Genomic DNA, 19,202 nt, shown 5'->3' on the forward strand with positions numbered 1-19,202 from the left:
GACGCCCACCTCGCCGGCACACCCCGAGCCCGCACCCGCACCAGCCACTTCGCAGCGCTGTGCCCCGCCGAGCTAACGCTCGACGGGGCACAAGCAGGGGCCGAATAAACCAACAGCATCCAACAGGGCCGGCCCCCGCGGTGCGTTGTCAGGCGCCTGCCTCGGCCTCGGCCGCCGTCTCCTCCTCGTACGCCAACTCTTCCGGCAGGAAGCCCGGCAGCCACTCCTCAAGCTCCTCGCGGAGCCGCACCGTGGCGTTCAGCTGGCACAGCACCCCGATCGTGCTCAGCGTGACGCGATGTATCAGCAGATACGCGGGCGGCAGATTCAACTGCTTCCCCAACTGGTGTGCCGGAGACCGCGGATCGGCTATGCGGGCCGCCTGGGTACGCATCCAGCCCCGGCTGAAGGTGAACTCCTCCGCCTCCGCCGGCTCGATGATCGGCAGCAGATACTCCAGCACCGCCACCGGGTCGAGATCGATCGACTCCTTGACGAACCCCTCCGTGCACAGGAGTTCGTACACCGTCTCGGCGTCCCCCTCCAGCGTCAGCCGCAGCGACTCACCGATCGTCTCGGGCAGCCCGCCCGGCAGCCGGTCCACGGTGCCGAAGTCCAGTACACCGAGCCGCAGTTCACCCTCGGCCTCCATGCCGTCCTCGCCGGCGCCGACGGGTGGCAGCAGCCGGAAGTTGCCCGGATGCGGGTCCGCGTGCAGCAGCCCCGTACGGGCCGGGCCCGAGAAGAGGAATCGCGCCAGCAACTGGCCCGCACGGTCGCGCTGCTCCTCGGTGCCGTCGGCGATCACGTCGGCCATCGGTATGCCGTCGATCCACTCCGTGACCAGCACCTGGTCGCACTGGTGCACCACATCGGGCACGACCACGTCGGGATCGTCCGCGAACTCCGCCGCGTGTTCCCGCTGGGCCGCCGCCTCCAACTCGTAGTCCAGCTCCTCCGACACCCGGTCGCGCAACTCGTTGATCAGGGGCTTGACGTCCATGCCCGGAAGCAGCGGACCCAGCAGCCGGGCGAACCGGCTCAGCTGCGCCAGGTCCGAAAGCAGCGCCTCCCCGGCGCCCGGATACTGGACCTTGACGGCCACGTTCCGTCCGTCGTGCCACACCGCCCGGTGCACCTGGCCGATCGACGCGGCGGCGGACGGCTTCTCCTCGAACTCCAGGAACAGCTCACGCCACTCTTCGCCCAGCCGCTCCGTCAGCACCTTGTGCACCGTGCTGGTCGGCATCGGAGGAGCCGCCTCCTGGAGCTTGGTGAGCGCCGCCCGGTACGGCCCCGCCACCTCCTCGGGCAGCGCCGACTCGAAGACGGACAGCGCCTGCCCGAACTTCATGGCGCCGCCCTTGAGCTCACCCAGTACCTTGAACAGCTGATCCGCGGTGCGCTGCTGGAGCTCCCGGCCCACGATCTCGGCGGACTTCCCGCCGATCCGCTTGCCCAGACCCCACGTGGCACGACCGGCGAAGCCCAGCGGCAGCGCGGCCAACTTGGCAGTTCGGGTGACCGCCTTCCGGGGAAGATCAGACATGCGCCCCTCCAAATCCCAGACAGCCGCGCCGCGTACGGCGATTACCCCACCATTGTGTCGTGCGGTCCACCCGTCCCGGCCATGCCCTCTCCCTCCAGTTCTCCGGCGGCCCCGCAGGGGCAGACGGGATGCGGCGCGATCCGCTCCGAACGCCAGTCGAGCAGCGGCAGCGTGACCTCCCAGCGCGCACCGGTGCTCGCCGGCAACTCCCCGTCCAGGAACGACAGCGCGTGGGCGGCGGCGAGACCGGCCACGGTGGTGGCGAGACCCAGGTCACAGGCCGGTGTGACCGACGCCCTGCGTCCCGACCGCCACTGCGCCAGCATCAGCGGCCACCCGGCGTCCCGGCCGGTGCGCTCCTCGGCCAGGCAGCCCGCGCACCCCGTGCCGCCCGGCAGCACCAGCGGGCCCACCACACCCGTGGCCTCCACAACTCCCGCGTAGAGATGAGGAGTCCCGGTGGCGATCCAGCGCTCGGCGGACGCCGGATCCGGGGCATACGCCGCGAGCCCGTCCCGTGGGGCGACGATCACCAGCGACAGCCCCGCTCCGCCACCGCTCGCCAGGGCCGCCCGCGCGTCGGCCCGCTCGGCCCGCTCGGCCCGCTCGGCCCGCTCGGGCCTCTCGGCCGCTCTCCCGCCCGACATGTCGTCGGGGGCTCCCGCCTCCGCCCCAGCCGGATCAGCCGCCACCGCGTCGGCCGCCCGCACCCCCGGCGCCCCCGCTCTGACCGATCTGCCGGGAGCCGAGCGTCGCACCAGCAGCCGGGCCGCCACATCCCGGCGCTCACCCACCGACTCCGCCGGCAGCCCGCCCGGCCCCACGTCCCACGCCTCCGTGAGCCCGCCGTCCAGCACATCCACCCGGCCCACCCCGGAGGCCGAGAGCGTGGAGGCGATGGCCGCGCCCACACGCCCCGCCCCGCGCACCTGGACGCGCATGGTGCGCCGCGCCGCCAGCCGCTCCAGCGCCGCACCCGGTTTCCGGTGAGTGATGGACAGCGACGCCAGATCCGCCCGCAACCGGTCCAGCTCGACCTTTCGATTCCGTAACGCTTCGGCCCGTCCGCCCGCCTCGGTGTCGTCCAGCAGCCCGGCCGCCGCGAGCCGGTCCACGAGCGCGTCCGCCTTGCCGTCCGGCAGCCCCATGCTCCGCGCCTCGTCCCGCAGCAGCGGCAGCCCCCGCGTCCCGTCGAGCAGGTCGAGAAAGCTGCCCGTGGCCGTATCCACCGGGCCCACCACCACCGCGTGCGCGGGCGTGATTCCGAACTGCACGGTCTGCCGCTCCCGCCAGGCCCGGCGCAGCGCGGGTTTCACCATTGGATGCATATTCGTCTCCCCCCGTGATGCCTGTCGTGCGATCCGAATCCAGAATGCAGGGAACCGGTGAGAGCTGCGGAGAGTTATCCACAGGCGTGGGGAATTAGCGGTTCAAATGACGGGTGTATGGAGTGGATCAAGATCAAAAGGCCTTGGCGCCGGGACGTCCTTCACTGACAGCGGGTAACGTCGAAGCGTGTCCGCCGACCCTTCCCCTCGCGTTGCGGGGGAATCCCCACCGCACAGCGCCGGAAGCGAAGAGCGCAGCGTGACCGGCCGCCCGCAGCGCGGCCCGGCCACGAGCGCCGTCGAAGTCCGCAGGAGCGCTCGGCGCAACAGGACGGTCTCGGCCTACCGCGAGGGCGACCGCACCATCGTGCTCATCCCGGCCCGGATGACGGAGGCCGAGGAGCGCCGCTGGGTGACCGTGATGCTCGACAAGCTCGCGGCCCAGGAGAGCAAGCGCATACTCGGCGACGGTGATCTCACGCAGCGCGCCAAGCGGCTGTCCGAGCAGTATTTCGAAGGGCGGGCCCGTCCCGCGTCCGTCCGATGGGTCACGAACCAGAACACCCGCTGGGGCTCCTGCACCCCGGCCGAGGGCAGCATCCGCCTCTCGCACCGGCTGCAGGGCATGCCCGAGTACGTCGTCGACTACGTGCTCGTCCACGAACTCGCCCATCTGCTCGTGCCGGGACACGGGCCGCGCTTCTGGGAGTTGCTGGAGGCGTACCCCCGTACCGAACGGGCCCGCGGCTACCTCGAAGGCGTCGTCGCCGCCGAGCAGTTGCCGCATCTGCCCGCCGCCGCCGGAGAGTGACGCCCCCTGACGGCGCCCGTGTTGGGGCCCTTCGGTGATCGTGTACCGAATGTGTACCGGCTTGGCTCGTTGTCGGACTTAACCGTTAGCCTGACGCGACGTGTTCAGCTCGGGATGGGGGACGGTCGTTACGCATGGCCAGGGAATTCCAACGCGGCCACAAGGCCAAGATCAGTGACCTCACGCAGGGGACGGATCTGTACGTAGGTGTGCAGATCGCCGCACCCGGCTTGACGTTCGACATCAGCTGTTTCGGCCTCGATGCCAATGAACAGCTTTCGGACGACCGGTATTTCATCTTCTTCAATCAGCCGAAGTCTCCCGAGGAATCCGTTCAGTTGCTGGGCGCGCAGTCGGGGGACACCGAATCCTTCCGCGTGACGCTCGACCGTATTCCGGCGAACATCCAGCGGCTCTCCTTCACCGCCACCATCGACGGCGCCGGACAGATGTCCCAGGTGGGTCCCGGATACATCCGGATAGTCGCGGGCGGCGAAGAAGTCGTCCGATACGCCTTCAACGGCTCCGAGTTCAGCACCGAACGCGCGGTGATGCTCGGAGACTTCTACCTCAAGGACGTCTGGCGGTTCGCCGCCGTGGGCCAGGGCTTCGACGGCGGACTCGACGCACTGCTCAAGAACTTCGGCGGCGAAGTCGCCGAGGAGGAGCCGGCCGCGACCCAGCCGCCCGCCGGCGGAGCCGTCCCGTCCTTCGCCCCGCCGCCCGGCGGCGCCGCGCCCGCTCCGTCCTTCGGAGCCCCGCCCGCCCCGCAGCCCCCGCCGTTGTTCGGAGCCCCGTCAGCGCCGCAGGCACCGGCTCCCGCGCCGCACCCGATGCACGGCGCGCCCACCGTCACGGCGCCGATGGCACCGGCGCCCGCACCGTCGCCCTACGCGCAGCCGCCCGGTCAGCCGCAGGCGCCCCAGCCGCCGCAGCAGCCGCAGTTCGGCCAGGTCCCCGGCCAGCCGCCCGGCCAGTTCCCCGGTCAGGCACAGCCACCCGGCGCGCCCTCGCCGTACGGGCAGCCGGCACCGTCTCCGTACGGAGGCCAGCCTCAGGGCGAACCGCCTCCGGGCATGCCGCAGGCGGGCCAGCAGGCAGGCGCCGGTCTCCAGGCCGCGCTCCAGCCGTACCGCGAGGCGGCCACCGGCCAGCGCTGGACCCCGCAGAACCAGCAGCTCATGCGGGTCGACCTCGCCATGGGCGGCGCACCCGTCCTGGCCCGCCAGGGCAGCATGGTCATGTACCAGGGCAAGGTCGAATTCGGCTACAAGGGCGCCGGCTTCGCGGGCCGCATCGTCGGCAACGCCACCGGGCAGGAAATGCAGCTGATGCGCTGCACCGGCCGCGGCCAGGTGTTCCTCGCCGAGGAAGGCTCGCACCTGCACCCGATCGAGCTCCAGGGCGACGCCGTCTGCGTCTCCGCGGAGAACGTGCTCGCCTTCGACGAGTCCCTTCAGTACGAGGTCCGCCGCATCGAGGGCCACGGCATCCCCGGCGGAGCCCTGTTCACGATGCAGTTCCAGGGCACCGGCACCGTCGTCGTGAAGACCCACGGTGTCCCGGTCGTCCTGCCGGTCACGCCCACGACCTTCGCCGACTGCAACGCCGTCGTCGCCTGGTCGGCAGCCTCCCAGGTGATCCTCTCCAGCCAGGTCCGGCTGCGCCGCAACGCGTATCCGGGGCACAGCGGAGAGACCGTGAATCTGCAGTTCCGGGGAGCCCCCGGCAACTTCATCGTCGTCCAGCCGTACGAGGTCTGAGGGAGTCCGGCACATGAACCAGCAACTCGCGGGCTTCGCCCCGACCCCCGTCACGGCCCGGATGGAGAATCACGGCCGCACCATGCTCAAGGTCGCCATGGCGAGCGGGCAGGACCTCTACGCGCGCACCGGCTCGATGGTCGCGTACGAGGGCTTCGTGCAGTACGAGCCCAATCCGCCCGCCGTGCGTCAGATCGCCGGCCAGTGGGTGACCGGCGAAGGCACCCCGATCATGAAGTGCTCCGGTGACGGTCTGCTCTACCTGGCCGATTACGGCGCCGACGTCGTCGTCATCAACCTCAACAACGACTCGCTCTCGGTCAACGGCACCAATCTGCTGGCCTTCGACGCGCACCTCCAGTGGGGCGTCGAGAAGGTCAAGGGACTGGCGAAGTTCGCCGGACAGGGGCTGTGGAACGTCACGGTCGCCGGGACCGGCTGGGTCGCGCTGACCTCGCGCGGCACGCCGATCGTCGTCGACTGCGGCCGTGGCGAGGACGAGACCTACGTCGACCCCGATGCCCTCGTGGCGTGGTCACCCGCGCTCAAGGTGAAGGGCAAGCGGAGCTTCAAGGCCTCGTCGCTGATCGGACGGGGCAGCGGGGAGGCCTTCCAGATGGCCTTCTCGGGCCAGGGCCTCGTCGTCGTACAACCGAGCGAGGACAGCACCGACCGCCTGCGGATCCGGGGCTGAGGGGGAGGGGAACATCATGCAGAGCCCGCTTTTCGGACTCGCGGAAACGCAGTCCCAGGACCGCTACGTCGTGCAGAACCCGCAGTTGCTGCGGGTCGCGCTCACCGGCCACGACGACGTCCTCGCCCGAAAGGGCGCGATGGTCGCCTACCAGGGACTCATCGACTTCGACGGTGAGTACCAGTCCCAGGGCCAGCGCCGGGCCAGGGCGAACACCGGCGAAGGCCTCGACCTGATGCGCTGCTCCGGGCAGGGCACCGTCTACTTCGCCAACCTCGCGCAGTACGTGCACGTCGTGGATGTCGACCAGGAGGGCATGACCGTCGACAGCGCCTATGTCCTGGCGCTCGACTCCACGCTCCACACCGAGGTCATCGCGGTGGACAGCCAGTACGGCATCTCCGGCTCCGGCAAGTACCAGCTCAACATCTCGGGCCGGGGCAAGGTCGCCCTGATGACGTCCGGGCAGCCGCTGATGATGCACGTGACGCCCGACAAGTACGTCAACGTCGACGCGGACGCGATCGTGGCGTGGTCCTCCGCGCTCCGGGTGCAGATGCAGGCGCAGACGCACTCCTCGGGCGTACGGCGCCGGCGCGGCAACACGGGCGAGGGCTGGGAGCTCAGCTTCCTCGGCCAGGGCTTCGCGCTCGTCCAGCCCAGTGAGGTCATGCCGCCGCAGAACGCGGAGATCGGGCAGGGGATGCGCGCGCAGTTCGGCATGGGCCAGCAGGGCGCCCACGCGCAGAACCAGAACAACGTCTGGAACAACCAGCGCTGATCCGGAAGGCCGGAAGGGCTGAGCTTTCAGCCCTTCCGGCCCGCTCGCGACGCGTCAGCCCCGCACCGGCCCACCGAGCGCTGTGCGCGCACGGTCCAGGAGCCGTGCCACCGACCCGTCGGCCACCGCCACCGCCTCGTCGTAGGTGAACCAGCGCAGGTCCAGCGACTCCTCGCTGATCTCCTCGACCGCCCCGACCGGCGCCAGAGCCGCGTACTGGACGTCCAGATGCCAGTGGCAGGGTGCCGGAATCGAGTGCCGGTCGAGCTGTACGGGCCCGCCCGGCAGCAGCGTCAGCCCCGCGATCCCGGACTCCTCCGTGGCCTCGCGCAGCGCCGCCGCCGCGAGCGAGACGTCCGCCGTCTCGCAGTGGCCGCCCATCTGCAGCCACATGCCGAGCTTCTTGTGGAGGGTGAGCAGCACCCGGCCCCGCTCGGGGTCGATCACCAGGGCGCTCGCCGTGACATGCCCGGCCTCACAGGATTTCCACATCCCGTCGGGACGGGCCGCCAGGTGCTCCAGATAGATCCGTCGCAGCTCGTCCTGTCCGTCGTACGTCTCCAGTACGCGGACGGCGTCGTCGTGCAGGCTCACTTGGCGCTGTCGTCCTTGCCCTCGTCGCCGTCCTCGTCGCCGCCCCTGCCCTTGTCGTCGGGTCGGCCGTCGTCCTTCTCGGGGGCCGCGCCGGGCCCCTGATCGGGACCCTCCGGGTCCTTCGCGAGCTTCGGCCTGCCGCCCGCCGCCTCGCCGAGCAACTTGTCCAGCTCGGAGAAGTCCGCGTGCTCGTGGTGGACGAAGCCGTCCGGGTCGTCCAGGTCCGAGGCCGTGGGCAGCATGTCCGGGTGCTCCCAGAGCCCGTCGCGGCCGTCCACGCCCCGCGCGTCCGTGAGCGAGGCCCAGAGCCGGGAGGCGTCCCGCAGCCGCCTGGGACGCAGCTGAAGGCCGATGAGAGTGGCGAAGGTCTGCTCGGCCGGGCCACCCGACGCGCGGCGCCTGCGCAGCGTCTCGCGCAGTGCGTCGGCCGACGACAGCCGGGTCTTGGCCGCCTCGTGCACCACCGCGTCCACCCAGCCCTCGACCAGCGCGAGCGCCGTCTCCAGCCGGGCCAGGGCGGCCTTCTGCTCGACCGTGTCCTCCGGCTGGAACATGCCCTGCTGAAGCGCTTCCTGAAGCTGCTCGGGGTTCGAGGGGTCCAGCTGGCTGACCGCGTCCTCCAGCTTGGAGGCGTCGACCTTGATGCCCCGCGCATAACCCTCGACGGCGCCGAACAGATGCGACCGCAGCCACGGCACATGGGCGAAGAGCCGCTGGTGGGCGGCCTCGCGCAGGGCCAGATACAGCCGCACCTCGTCCTGGGGGATGCCGAGGTCCTTACCGAAGGCCGCGATGTTCAGCGGAAGCAGCGCCGCCTTGCCTGCCGGGCCCAGCGGCAGCCCGATGTCGGTCGAACCGACCACCTCGCCCGCCAGCACACCCACGGCCTGCCCGATCTGCTGGCCGAACATGGCGCCGCCCATGGAGCGCATCATGCCGATCAGCGGGCCGGCCATGGCCTGCATCTCCTCGGGCAGCACGTCGCCCATGGCGGCGCCCACCCGCTCGGCCACCGGGTCCACGAGCTGCTGCCACGCGGGGAGGGTCGCCTCGACCCACTCGGCGCGGCTCCACGCCACGGTCGATCCCGCGCCCGAGGGCAGCGACGTCACGGCGTCCAGCCAGACGTCGGCCAGCCGAACGGCCTCCTCGACGGCGATCCGCTCGCCGGGGCTCACGCTGGCGTCCTTCGTACCGTCGGGCGTGCCCTGCGAGACCGTCTGGCGGGCGATCTGCTTGGCCATGTCCCAGTTCACGGGACCGCCCTCGTAGCTGAGCATCTGACCGAGCTGCTGGAAGGCCGCGCCCAGATCGCTGGGGTTCATCGATCCGAACATCGCGGCGAACGGGTTGTCCCCGCCCGCGCCACCGCCCGGACCGCCCGGCAGGCCGAACCCCGAGAAGGGGTTGCCCCCGCCGCTTCCGCCGCCGGCACCCTGACCACCTCCGGCGGGGTCGTTCTTCTTGCCGTCGCCGTCCTCTGGCTCCTCCGGCGGAAGGCCGAATCCGAATGGGGTGTCACTCACGGGTTTCCTCGGCTCGTTGGGCCGCCGGCTTTCCCGCCGACGGCGACTGCCCGACACCACCCAGCGTAGACATCCGAGGCCGCATCCGGGCTCGGTGCTCCGCCAACGCGCGGCCTGCGGCAGGATGGACGCCACCTGGTACGTACGTTTCATACACGTCCGTACTGAAGACAACCGCTGGAGACGCCCGGTGAGTTCCCCAGATCCGCAGGTTCGCGCAGCGCGAAACCGCTCAACCCCGACCCCGCCGCGTGGCCCCGTCGTCGCGGTCACCGGTGCCGCCTCGGGCGTCGGCGACCTGCTCACCAGGCGCCTCGCGGCGTCCGAGGAGATCAAGCAGGTCGTCGCCATCGACGAGCGCCGGGGCGAGGTGACCGAGGCGCAGTGGCACATCCTCGACGTACGGGATCCGGCCATCGCCGAGAAGCTGCGCGGCGCGGACGTGGTGGTGCACCTGGCGCTCGATCTGGACCTGGAACGGGACGCCGCCGCCCGTACGGCGTACAACGTACGTGGCACTCAGACCGTCCTCACGGCCGCTGCCGCCGCAGGCGTGCACCGGGTCGTCCTGTGCACGTCGGCCATGGTCTACGGGGCGCTGCCCGACAACGACATCCCGCTGTCGGAGGACGCCGAGCTGCGCGCCACCGCGGAGGCCACGGGCGTCGGCGACCTGCTGGAGATCGAACGGCTCGGCCGCCGGGCGCCCCGCGCGCACCCCGGCCTGAACGTCACGGTCGTGCGGCCCGCCGTCCTCGTCGGCGGCACTGACACCGCCCTGACCCGCTACTTCGAGTCACCCCGGCTGCTGGTCGTCGCGGGCTCCCGGCCCACCTGGCAGTTCTGCCATGTGGACGACCTGGTCAGCGCCCTGGAGTACGCCGCGCTGGAGAAGGTCGACGGCGAGTTCGCGGTCGGCTGCGACGGCTGGCTCGAACAGGAGGAGATCGAGGAGCTGAGCGGCATCCGCCGCATGGAACTGCCCTCCGCCGTCGCCCTGGGCGCCGCCGCCCGGCTGCACCGGATCGGCCTCACACCGTCCCCGGCCGGCGACCTCGCGTACACGATGCATCCGTGGGTGGTCAGCGTCGGCCGTCTGCACGACGCCGGCTGGCGGCCCCGCTGGACCAACGAGGAAGTCCTCGGCGCGCTTCTCGAAGAGGTCGAGGGCCGCCACACCGTCGCGGGCCGCCGCCTCGGCCGTAAGGACGCCACGGCCGCCGGCGCCGCCGGTGCGACGGTCGCCCTGCTCGGTGCGGCAGCGGTGGTACGCCGCGCCCGCAAGGCGCGCCGACGCCTCTGAGCCTCAGGAGCGCGCCGTGCGTCTGTCGCCCTCCGTAGGAGGCGCGAACTCCGCAGGACGCTCCGGGCGAGCGGGCCGGCCGCCGGTGGAACGCGCCATTACGGGATGCCGGTGCCGTACGGCACGATGGGCCGCATGGCACGCATCGAGGCGCATCCGGGCGAGCAGGCGGCACAGGACCCCATCCGTCTGCTGGCGATTCGCGACAGCCCGCTGTCCGTCGACGAGATCTTCCAGGCCGTCGGCGACGACGCGGCGGGAGGCACCGCGCTCTTCGTCGGGACGGTCCGGAACCACGACGGGGGCGCCGATGTCGACACCCTCGGATACTCCTGTCACCCGTCAGCCGAGGCAGAACTACGCCGGGTGGCCGAGAAGGTCGCCGCCGATTACCCGGTCCGCGCACTGGCGGCCGTCCACCGTGTGGGGGACCTCGCCGTCGGAGATCTGGCCGTCGTCGTCGCCGTCTCCTGCCCGCACCGCGCGGAGGCCTTCGAGGCCTGCCGCAGGCTGATAGACGACCTCAAGCACGAAGTGCCGATATGGAAGCACCAGACATTCTCCGACGGCACGGAGGAATGGGTCGGGGCCTGCTGACGCCCTTCCCGCACCGCCGAGTTGCTTTCTGTCCCCATGTGGCCCGATTTGCGTAACTGCACCCCTGCCCGGAGCGTTGAAGCAGCAGATGACTAATCTGCTGATCAGCAGGTTGCACGGACACGCACACACATGGGTAGGGAGGTTGGGGATGGGTGCGCTTGCCTGGTTGCTGATTCCGCTTTTCGCCGTCGTCTGCGCGGCGATATGGGGAAGCTGGGCCTCAAGGACTCGACACACCGGAGACGTGGCCGAACTCGCCGGCTACGCGCGCTTCCGGGACGCGATGGCGAAGTCCGAACCCGCGACGACGGACGTCACCTGAGGCCCGTGCGGACGGCCCCCGGGGTGTGCTGACAGACCCTTCCCGTACTGTCGTTCCATGCCACGCCGCACCGCGACGATGCTCGCATCCACGCTCGTCCTCATCGCGCTGCTCTGTGCCGGAGTGTTCATCCCCGTTCCGTACGCGGAGATGAGCCCCGGTCCGACGGTGAACACTCTGGGCGACGCGAACGGCGAGCCGGTGCTTCACATCTCCGGGCGCAAGACTTATCAGACCTCGGGTCATCTCAATATGACGACCGTCAGGGTCACCGGCGCGGATTACAAGATGAATGTGGTCGAGGCGGTCTACGGCTGGCTGTCGCACGACAACATCGTGGTGCCGCACAACACTCTCTATCCGGACGGCAAGACGGAAGAGCAGTCCACGCAGGAGAATGCCGAGGAGTTCAGCCAGTCCCAGGAGAGCGCGAAGGTCGCGGCCCTGAAGGAGGAGAACATCCCCGTCACCTCACGGGTGATCGTCTCCGCGGTTGTCAAGGACAGCCCCTCCGACGGCACACTGCATGCCGGTGACGTCATCAGGGCGGTGGACGGCAAGACGGTCGAGGCGCCGCCGGACGTCGCGGAGATCGTCACCAAGCACAAGCCGGGCGAGGACGTCGAGTTCACGATCATCCCGGCCAAGGTCGCGCAGGCGGCCGAGAAGGCCGGCAAGGAGCCCGAGGGCACCGAGAAGGTCACGGTCAGGACGGTGAAGTCCGACGAGGACGACGACCGCGCCATCGTCGGTATCCAGGCAGGGACGGACCACACGTTCCCGTTCGAGATCGACATCAAGCTGGCCGACGTGGGCGGACCGAGCGCCGGTCTGATGTTCGCGCTCGGGATAGTCGACAAGATCACGCCCGGCGATCTGACGGGCGGCGAGTTCGTCGCCGGTACCGGCACGATCGACGACAACGGCAAGGTCGGCCCGATCGGCGGTATCGGGATGAAGCTGGTCGGTGCGCGGGACGCGGGCGCCAAGTACTTCCTGACGCCGGACGAGAACTGCGCCGCGGCGGCCTCCGACATCCCGAAGGGCCTCAACCTGGTGCGGGTGAAGAACATCAAGGACGCGACGGCGTCCCTGGAGAAGATCAAGAGCGGGGACACCGCGGGTCTGCCGAGCTGTTCGACGAACTGACGAAGGCCCGCCCCGACTTTCGGAACTTCCGAACGCCGGACGGGCCGCGGACGCGGCCCGTCCGGCGTTCACTGCACGGCCTACGGCCTACGACTCGAACGTGGCGGCCAGGGCCTCGGCCAGGCCAGGCACCAGCCCCGCGCCGGTCAGCACCTGGGTCGGCGAGTCCTTCTCGCGCAGCCGCAGCGCCGAGTCCCGCGTCCCGTCCCGCAGTACGGCGACCGTCATCCGTACCTCCTGACGGTCCGGGTGGGCGGCGACCCAGTCCACGAGCGCGGACTCGTCCAGGCCCTCGGGCACGGACGCCTCGGCGGACGGCGGCAGCATCAGGCGCTCCACCGTGATCGCACAGCCGGCCACCGCGCCGGGCCAGGCGATCGTGGCGAGGAACTCGTCGAGCGGCGTGCCCGCCGGGATCTCGTCCTGCTCGACGGGCGTGAGCGGGGCGTGTGTCGAGCCGTCGTCGAGCCCGAGCTGGGTGGCCAGCTCCGGTTCGTCGGAGCGCAGCCGGGCCGTGTCGACGAGGGCGAAGAGCCTGGCCGGCTGGTCCCAGCCCAGGCCGGAGGCGTATTCGTCGATCTCCAGCACCGCACGGGTGATGGGGGTCGAGGCGACCGGGCCCGACGCCGAGTGCGGCTCGTCGGACGAGGAGGCGGAGGAAGAGGAGGAGGAAACGTTGGACATGGCCAACATCCTGCCTCCTTCCGACCCCCCTGCGGGAACTAGGTAAAGCCTCAGTAAGTTGCATGAGTGGGCCCTACGATCGCTTGGGCCCACTTACAGACGTTGATTTCAGCTGCTTCACACGACCGCGAACTTCGAGGTGCGCACGTTGGCTTTCCAGATGCCGGACCGCGGCGGAGGCCCGACCGGGCCACGGATCAGAGTGGGCCGGCCGTCCAGACGTGCCCGGACCCTGCTCATGACACTGGGCATTCTGGCCGTCCTGGCCATGATGTTCGTCATGTTCGCGGGGTTCTGGACCGACTGGCTCTGGTATCGCTCGGTGAAATACTCGTCCGTTTTCACCACCACCCTTTGGACCAAGGTCGGCCTGTTCGCGGTCTTCGGTCTGCTGATGGCGGCTGCCGTCGGCGTGAACATCTGGCTGGCGCACCGGCTGCGTCCGCCGCTGAGCGCGATGTCGCTGGAGCAACAGAGCCTCGACCGGTACCGGATGGGCATCGCCCCGTACAAGAAGTGGGTGCTGTTCGGGCTCACCGCGCTGGTCGGGCTGATCGCGGGCGCCTCCGCGGCCGGTCAGTGGCGCACCTGGCTGATGTGGGTCAACGGTGTGGCCTTCGGCCAGAAGGACCCGCAGTTCAACATGGACGTGAAGTTCTACGCGTTCGACCTGCCCTGGTACCGCTTCATGCTCGGCTTCGGATTCGCCGCCGTCGTGCTGGCGTTGATCGCCGCCGCGCTGACGCACTATCTGTACGGAGGGCTGCGCGTCACCAGCCCCGGCGCGCGCGCGACGGGCGCGGCCACCGGCCATCTCTCGGTGCTGCTCGGTGTGTTCGTCTCGCTGAAGGCCGTGGCGTACTGGCTCGACCGGTACGGACTCGCGGTCAAGGCGAGTGACTTCAAGGCCACCGGCAACTGGACGGGCCTGCGGTACGTCGACGCCAACGCCTATCTGCCGGCGAAGACGATCCTGTTCTGCATCGCCGCCATCTGCGCCGTGCTGTTCTTCGCGACGCTCTGGCGCCGCACCTGGCAGCTGCCGGTGATCGGCTTCGGCCTGATGGTCCTGTCCGCCATCCTCATCGGCGGTCTTTACCCGGCGATCGTGCAGAAGTTCCAGGTCCAGCCGAACGAGCAGGCCAAGGAAGCCCCGTACATCGAGAAGAACATCGATGCCACTCGCGCCGCGTACGGCATCGACGACGCCGATGTGACGGACTACTCGGGCAAGGGCGACCCCGACAAGAAGGCGCAGCAGCGCGAGGCGGCCGACTCGGCCGCCAGCTACCGGCTGGTCGACCCCAACGTCGTCTCGCCCGCGTTCCAGCAGCTCCAGCAGGAGCGCAAGTACTACCAGTTCCCGGACACGCTGGACGTCGACCGCTACAAGGGCCAGGACACGGTCATCGGTCTGCGCGAGCTGAACATCACCGGTATCCCCAAGCGCAACTGGATCAACGATCACTTCACCTACACCCATGGGTACGGAGCGATCGCGTCCAAGGGCACCGGGACGGTCACCGACGAGAACGACGGCACGATCGGCGCGCCCGACTTCACCGAGTCCGGCCTGCCGACCACCGGCAACCTCGGCACGTACGAGCAGCGGATCTACTACGGCGAGAAGACCCAGCAGTACTCGATCGTGGGCGGCCCGCAGAAGGAGCTCGACTACGAGAAGAACGGTGAGCAGACCACCAGCTACAAGGGCAACAGCGGCGTCGACCTCTCCAACCCGGTGAACCGCGCGGCGTACGCCGTGGCGTTCAGCGAGCCGCAGATGCTCTACTCCGGCGCCATCGGCGAAGGTTCGCGGATTCTCTACAACCGCACGCCGAAGGAGCGCGTCGAGGCGGTCGCACCCTGGCTGACCATCGACGGCGACGCCTACCCCGCCGTGGTCGAGGGGAAGATCAAGTGGATCGTCGACGCCTACACCACGACGAACGGCTACCCGTACGCCTCGCGTACGACGCTGGGTGACACCACGGCCGACTCGCTGACCAACAACCAGCGCGCGGTCGTCGCGCAGCAGAACCAGGTCAACTACATCCGCAACTCGGTGAAGGCCACCGTCGACGCGTACGACGGCTCGGTCGACCTGTACCAGTGGGACACCGAGGACCCGGTTCTCAAGACCTGGATGAAGGCCTTCCCGGACACGGTCAAGCCGAAGACGGAGATCAAGCCAGATCTGCTGGCCCATCTGCGCTACCCGCAGGACATGTTCAAGGTCCAGCGCGAACTGCTCACCCGCTACCACGTCACGGACGCCGCCCAGTTCTACAGCGGATCCGACGCCTGGCAGGTGCCCGACGACCCGACGAACAAGGACAGCAGTGCGGTCCCGCCGTACTACCTGAGTCTGAAGATGCCGGGGCAGTCGGAGCAGAAATTCTCGCTGACGACGACCTTCACGCCCAACGGGCGTCCCAATCTGGGGGCGTTCATGGCCGTCGACGCGGATGCCAACAGCAAGGACTACGGCACGATCAGAGTCCTGAGAGTCACGTCGACGGTCCAAGGACCCCAACAGGTGCAGAGCGAGTTGAACGGCGTGCCCGAAGTCGCCGAGTTCGTACGGAACCTGAGAGGCACCGACTCGGACATCGAGTACGGAAACCTGCTGACGGTGCCGCTCGGCGGAGGGTTCCTGTACATCGAGCCGGTGTACGCCCGTGGTGGCAGCGCGAACTATCCACTGCTGAAGAAGATCGCCGTCTCCTACGGAGGTAAACCGGTCTTCAAGGACAGCCTGTCCGAGGCGCTGAACGCGGTGTTCGGTGTCGACGGCGCCGAGCCGCCACCGGAGACGACACCACCGGACGGCGACACGACGACGCCGCCCGCCACCGGTGACGCCGCGCTCAAGAAGGCCATCGCCGACGCCCAGAAGGCGTACACGGACGGTGAGGCCGCGCTGGCGAAGCAGGACTGGGAGGCGTACGGGAAGTCCCAGGAGGCCCTCCAGGACGCCCTGGAGCGCGCGGCCGAGGCGGAGAAGTCCGCGGAGGCGCCGGCCAAGCCCCCGGCGGGCGGGAGCGACGACAAGAGTTGATCAGCAACCACCCCGCGTCGTGGTAAGGTTGGGACACAACGACGCGGGGTGGAGCAGCTCGGTAGCTCGCTGGGCTCATAACCCAGAGGTCGCAGGTTCAAATCCTGTCCCCGCTACTAGCAGAAGACGAAGGCCCGGATCCGATCAGGATCCGGGCCTTCGCCGCGCGTTGCGGTGTCTTCGTACCTGTTCGTGGCCGGTCCATGACCGTCCGCCGTGAAGTGGGCGGCGGACGCGGGGAGTTGGCCGGAGAGGCGTTTGAGTTGTCTCTCTGTGGGCATGTCGACAAAACGCTGAAGTGACCTTGGTGGCCGCGATATACCAGGTGTACGCGGGTAACAGGTGGTGCAACGATGGATTTTATGGGGGACAGGGCAACTCTGTTGGAGACAGGGCGGTTTGTGCGGCGACAGGCGGATAGTTCCGCTTGCGCCGAGCACTTCAAGGACGCGACCGGTGCCACGGAGAGCGCCGACGCCGAGACGGAGGCGCGTCACCGGAGTGCCGCCGACGCCGGCGACGTCGCGTCGATGAGCGTGCTCGGCGCGCTGCTGCTGCGCCGCGGCGATCTGGACGCCGCCGAGAAGTACCTGCGCGCGGCGACCGCCGAGGGCGACCGCGCCGCGGCCAACAACCTGGGTGTCCTCCTCCACCAGCGCGGTTACATCGAAGAGGCGTCGGGCTGGTGGCGCGTCGCGGCCGTCGCCGGTTCGGCCGCCGCCGCGCACGCGCTCGGCCGGCACTACCGCGAGCAGGGCGACGAGCCCGCCGCCGAGTACTGGCTGCGCCAGTCCGCCGAGCAGGGCCACGCGCTGGGCGCCTACGCGCTCGCGGACCTGCTGGAGCACCGCAGCGACGTCGGCTCGGAGCGCTGGCTGCGGGCCGCCGCCGAGCAGGGCCACCGGGAGGCCTCGTACCGTCTCGCACGCACGCTGGAGCGGCGGGCGCGCCAGTCCGCGCGTACCGGCGGCACCCTCCGGGCGGTCATCACGGGCCAGGGGAACGGCGCGGGCGACGGCACGGGCTCCGGCGTACGAGAGACCCCCGCCGGTCCCGCCGGGCCCACCGGCACGGACGGCGCCGTAGCCGACGCGGGGCAGTCGCTCCTCGCCGAGGCCGCGCAGTGGTACCGGCAGGCAGCCACACGCGGGCACCGGCGCGCCGCGCTGCACCTCGGCGTGATCCTGGAGAGCCGTGGCGAGCTGAAGGAGGCCGGGCGCTGGTATCTGACGTCCGCCAAGGACGGCGAGGCACGCGCCGCCTGCGCCCTCGGCTTCCTGCTGCGCGACGCCGGTGACGAGGAGAGCGCCGCCGTCTGGTGGCTGCGCGCGGCGCAGGAAGGCGACGGGAACGCCGCCAACGCGCTCGGCGCGCTGCACGCCGCGCGCGGCGAGCAGCAGACCGCCGAGCGCTGGTACCGGGCCGCGATGGACGCGGGCGACGTCAACGGCGCGTACAACCTCGGGCTGCTCTGCGCGGCCCAGGACCGTACGGCACAGGCCGAGCAGTGGTACCGCCATGCCGCGTACGCGGGCCACCGTGAGGCGGCCAACGCCCTTGCCGTGCTGCTCCTCCAGGCCGACGACCCGACCGGGGCGGAGCCGTGGTTCTCCAAGGCGGCCGAGGCGGGCAGCGTGGACGCCGCGTTCAACCTCGGCATCCTGTACGCGGGCCGTGACGACGACCGTACGGCCCTGGTCTGGTACGAGCGGGCGGCAGCGGCCGGGCACACGGAAGCGGCCCTCCAGGTGGGCATCGCGTGCCTCAGGGACGGCGACGAGCGGGCGGCGGAGCGGCATCTGCGGTGCGCGGCCGGTGGCGGCAGCACGGAGGCGGCCTTCCGGCTGGCGAGCGTGCTGGACGCGCGGCAGCCGCCGCCGGGCGCTCCGGCGCTCGGTGAGGCGCAGCCGGAGAAGACCGAGTGCGAGCAGTGGTACGAGCGCGCGGCCGAGCACGGTCACCGGCGCGCCCAGGTGCGCGTCGGGATGCTCGCGGCGGGCCGGGGCGACATGGCGGACGCGGCGCGCTGGTACCGGGCGGCGGCGGAGGCGGGCAGCCGCAACGGCGCCTTCAATCTGGGGCTGCTGCTGGCCCGCGAGGGCAGCGAGCGCGAGGCGGCGCTGTGGTGGTCCCGCGCGGCGAAGGCGGGCCACGGGCGCGCGGCGCTGCGGCTCGCGCTGCTCGCGGCCCGGCGCGGGGAGCTGGCCGAGGGGCAGCGCTGGTGCGCCCGCGCGGTGGAGCTGGGGCCGTCCGAGGTCACGGAGCGGGCGGCGCGGCTTCGGGAGGCGCTGCACCAGGAGCTGACCGCGTGAGCGGCGGTCACCGGACGGTGACCGCCGCTTCGGGGCGCACGGGGTGCTCGACACCATCGATAGACGCCCGGCCGGAAGCTCGATGGCACGCTCGATCGGGCGCCGCAAAAGGGATTTGCGCTGGTCGACGGGGTGACGTAATGTCGAGTTCACCGACGCGGGGTGGAGCAGCTCGGTAGCTCGCTGGGCTCATAACCCAGAGGTCGCAGGTTCAAATCCTGTCCCCGCTACTGGCAGAGGGCGAAGGCCCGGATCCGATCAGGATCCGGGCCTTCGTCGTGCTCAGGACCGGGCGCAGTTGGGGCAGGTGCCCCGGTAGGTCACTTCGACGTCCGAGATCGCGAACCCGAAACGCTCCGTCGCCGGCAGGTCCGCCAGCAGGTCGCCCAGCGGGTGCACGTCGCGGATCGTGCCGCACTGCGCGCACACCAGGTGATGGTGCGGCCGGTGGGCGTTCGGGTCGTACCGCTTGGCACGCCGGTCCGTCGAGACCTCGATGACCTCGCCCAACGTCACCATCTCGCCCAGGGTGTTGTAGACCGTCGCCCTGGAGATCTCGGGCAGCCGGGCCACGGCACGCGCGTGCACCTCGTCCGCCGTGAGGTGTACGTGGTCCCCGTCGAGGACCTCGGCCACCACACGGCGCTGGGCGGTCATCCGCCAGCCGCGTTCGCGAAGTCGTTCCAACAGGTCACTCATGAGGGTCAGCTTAACAGTGAAGGGAC

At 70.3% G+C, this 19,202-nt stretch carries 16 protein-coding genes and 2 tRNA genes; 12 read left to right on the plus strand and 6 right to left on the minus strand.

Annotated elements, in window-relative coordinates; translation table 11 throughout:
- Positions 1-148: 148 nt before the first annotated feature.
- Positions 149-1,549, minus strand: coding sequence for an AarF/ABC1/UbiB kinase family protein (locus tag ACIBLA_RS34650; RefSeq protein ID WP_363245592.1), 1,401 nt, complete (start codon positions 1,547-1,549; stop codon positions 149-151).
- Between the two features lie 41 nt (positions 1,550-1,590).
- On the minus strand, positions 1,591-2,877 hold the full coding sequence (locus ACIBLA_RS34655; protein WP_399200897.1) for a TOMM precursor leader peptide-binding protein: 1,287 nt from the start codon (positions 2,875-2,877) through the stop codon (positions 1,591-1,593).
- A 187-nt stretch (positions 2,878-3,064) separates the two neighbouring features.
- Here ACIBLA_RS34655 and ACIBLA_RS34660 point away from each other — a divergent pair, with 187 nt between their 5' ends.
- The 4 genes from ACIBLA_RS34660 to ACIBLA_RS34675 all read left to right on the plus strand — a co-directional run bounded on the left by ACIBLA_RS34660 (position 3,065) and on the right by ACIBLA_RS34675 (position 6,926).
- Entirely contained in the window at positions 3,065-3,688 is a 624-nt protein-coding gene (locus tag ACIBLA_RS34660) for a M48 family metallopeptidase (RefSeq protein ID WP_363245594.1), read from the plus strand.
- A 134-nt stretch (positions 3,689-3,822) separates the two neighbouring features.
- A complete protein-coding gene (locus tag ACIBLA_RS34665; protein WP_399200898.1) occupies positions 3,823-5,451 on the plus strand; it encodes a TerD family protein in 1,629 nt (542 codons plus the stop codon).
- 13 nt (positions 5,452-5,464) lie between these two features.
- A complete protein-coding gene (locus ACIBLA_RS34670) occupies positions 5,465-6,145 on the plus strand; it encodes an AIM24 family protein (protein ID WP_363245596.1) in 681 nt (226 codons plus the stop codon).
- Positions 6,146-6,161: 16 nt separating this feature from the next.
- On the plus strand, positions 6,162-6,926 hold the full coding sequence (locus ACIBLA_RS34675; protein ID WP_363245598.1) for an AIM24 family protein: 765 nt from the start codon (positions 6,162-6,164) through the stop codon (positions 6,924-6,926).
- 54 nt (positions 6,927-6,980) lie between these two features.
- On the opposite strand, the gene ACIBLA_RS34680 is transcribed toward ACIBLA_RS34675, so the two are convergent.
- On the minus strand, positions 6,981-7,520 hold the full coding sequence (locus ACIBLA_RS34680) for an NUDIX hydrolase (protein ID WP_363245599.1): 540 nt from the start codon (positions 7,518-7,520) through the stop codon (positions 6,981-6,983).
- The gene (locus ACIBLA_RS34685) at positions 7,517-9,046 is read right to left on the minus strand and encodes a zinc-dependent metalloprotease (RefSeq protein ID WP_363245600.1); all 1,530 of its coding nucleotides are present in this window, start codon (positions 9,044-9,046) and stop codon (positions 7,517-7,519) included. Before ACIBLA_RS34685 ends, ACIBLA_RS34680 begins: the two co-directional genes overlap by 4 nt.
- Before the next feature lie 190 nt (positions 9,047-9,236).
- Between ACIBLA_RS34685 and ACIBLA_RS34690 the strand changes: the two genes are divergently transcribed.
- From ACIBLA_RS34690 to ACIBLA_RS34705, 4 genes are all read left to right on the plus strand, one after another.
- Complete coding sequence (locus tag ACIBLA_RS34690; protein ID WP_363245601.1) at positions 9,237-10,349, plus strand: SDR family oxidoreductase; 1,113 nt, start codon at positions 9,237-9,239, stop codon at positions 10,347-10,349.
- A gap of 135 nt (positions 10,350-10,484) precedes the next feature.
- On the plus strand, positions 10,485-10,946 hold the full coding sequence (locus ACIBLA_RS34695) for a molybdenum cofactor biosynthesis protein MoaE (RefSeq protein ID WP_399200899.1): 462 nt from the start codon (positions 10,485-10,487) through the stop codon (positions 10,944-10,946).
- A 151-nt stretch (positions 10,947-11,097) separates the two neighbouring features.
- On the plus strand, positions 11,098-11,271 hold the full coding sequence (locus ACIBLA_RS34700) for a hypothetical protein (RefSeq protein ID WP_363245603.1): 174 nt from the start codon (positions 11,098-11,100) through the stop codon (positions 11,269-11,271).
- 57 nt (positions 11,272-11,328) lie between these two features.
- Complete coding sequence (locus ACIBLA_RS34705) at positions 11,329-12,420, plus strand: PDZ domain-containing protein (RefSeq protein ID WP_399200900.1); 1,092 nt, start codon at positions 11,329-11,331, stop codon at positions 12,418-12,420.
- Positions 12,421-12,507: 87 nt separating this feature from the next.
- Here the strand turns inward: ACIBLA_RS34705 and ACIBLA_RS34710 are convergent, their stop codons facing one another.
- On the minus strand, positions 12,508-13,113 hold the full coding sequence (locus tag ACIBLA_RS34710; protein ID WP_399200901.1) for a PPA1309 family protein: 606 nt from the start codon (positions 13,111-13,113) through the stop codon (positions 12,508-12,510).
- A gap of 151 nt (positions 13,114-13,264) precedes the next feature.
- On the opposite strand from ACIBLA_RS34710, the gene ACIBLA_RS34715 reads away from it, so the two are divergent.
- The 4 genes from ACIBLA_RS34715 (at position 13,265) to ACIBLA_RS34730 (ending at position 18,707) form a co-directional block, all read left to right on the plus strand.
- Entirely contained in the window at positions 13,265-16,165 is a 2,901-nt protein-coding gene (locus tag ACIBLA_RS34715; RefSeq protein ID WP_363245632.1) for a UPF0182 family protein, read from the plus strand.
- 42 nt (positions 16,166-16,207) lie between these two features.
- A tRNA-Met gene (locus tag ACIBLA_RS34720) sits at positions 16,208-16,281 on the plus strand.
- Positions 16,282-16,518: 237 nt separating this feature from the next.
- The gene (locus tag ACIBLA_RS34725; RefSeq protein ID WP_399200902.1) at positions 16,519-18,477 is read left to right on the plus strand and encodes a tetratricopeptide repeat protein; all 1,959 of its coding nucleotides are present in this window, start codon (positions 16,519-16,521) and stop codon (positions 18,475-18,477) included.
- Positions 18,478-18,633: 156 nt separating this feature from the next.
- A tRNA-Met gene (locus ACIBLA_RS34730) sits at positions 18,634-18,707 on the plus strand.
- A gap of 52 nt (positions 18,708-18,759) precedes the next feature.
- On the opposite strand, the gene ACIBLA_RS34735 is transcribed toward ACIBLA_RS34730, so the two are convergent.
- Positions 18,760-19,176 (minus strand): Fur family transcriptional regulator, encoded by a 417-nt coding sequence (locus ACIBLA_RS34735; RefSeq protein ID WP_363245607.1) that lies wholly within the window; start codon positions 19,174-19,176, stop codon positions 18,760-18,762.
- Positions 19,177-19,202: the final 26 nt, after the last annotated feature.

Source organism: Streptomyces sp. NPDC050433 (assembly GCF_044458565.1).
In the GTDB taxonomy this organism is placed as follows: domain Bacteria; phylum Actinomycetota; class Actinomycetes; order Streptomycetales; family Streptomycetaceae; genus Streptomyces.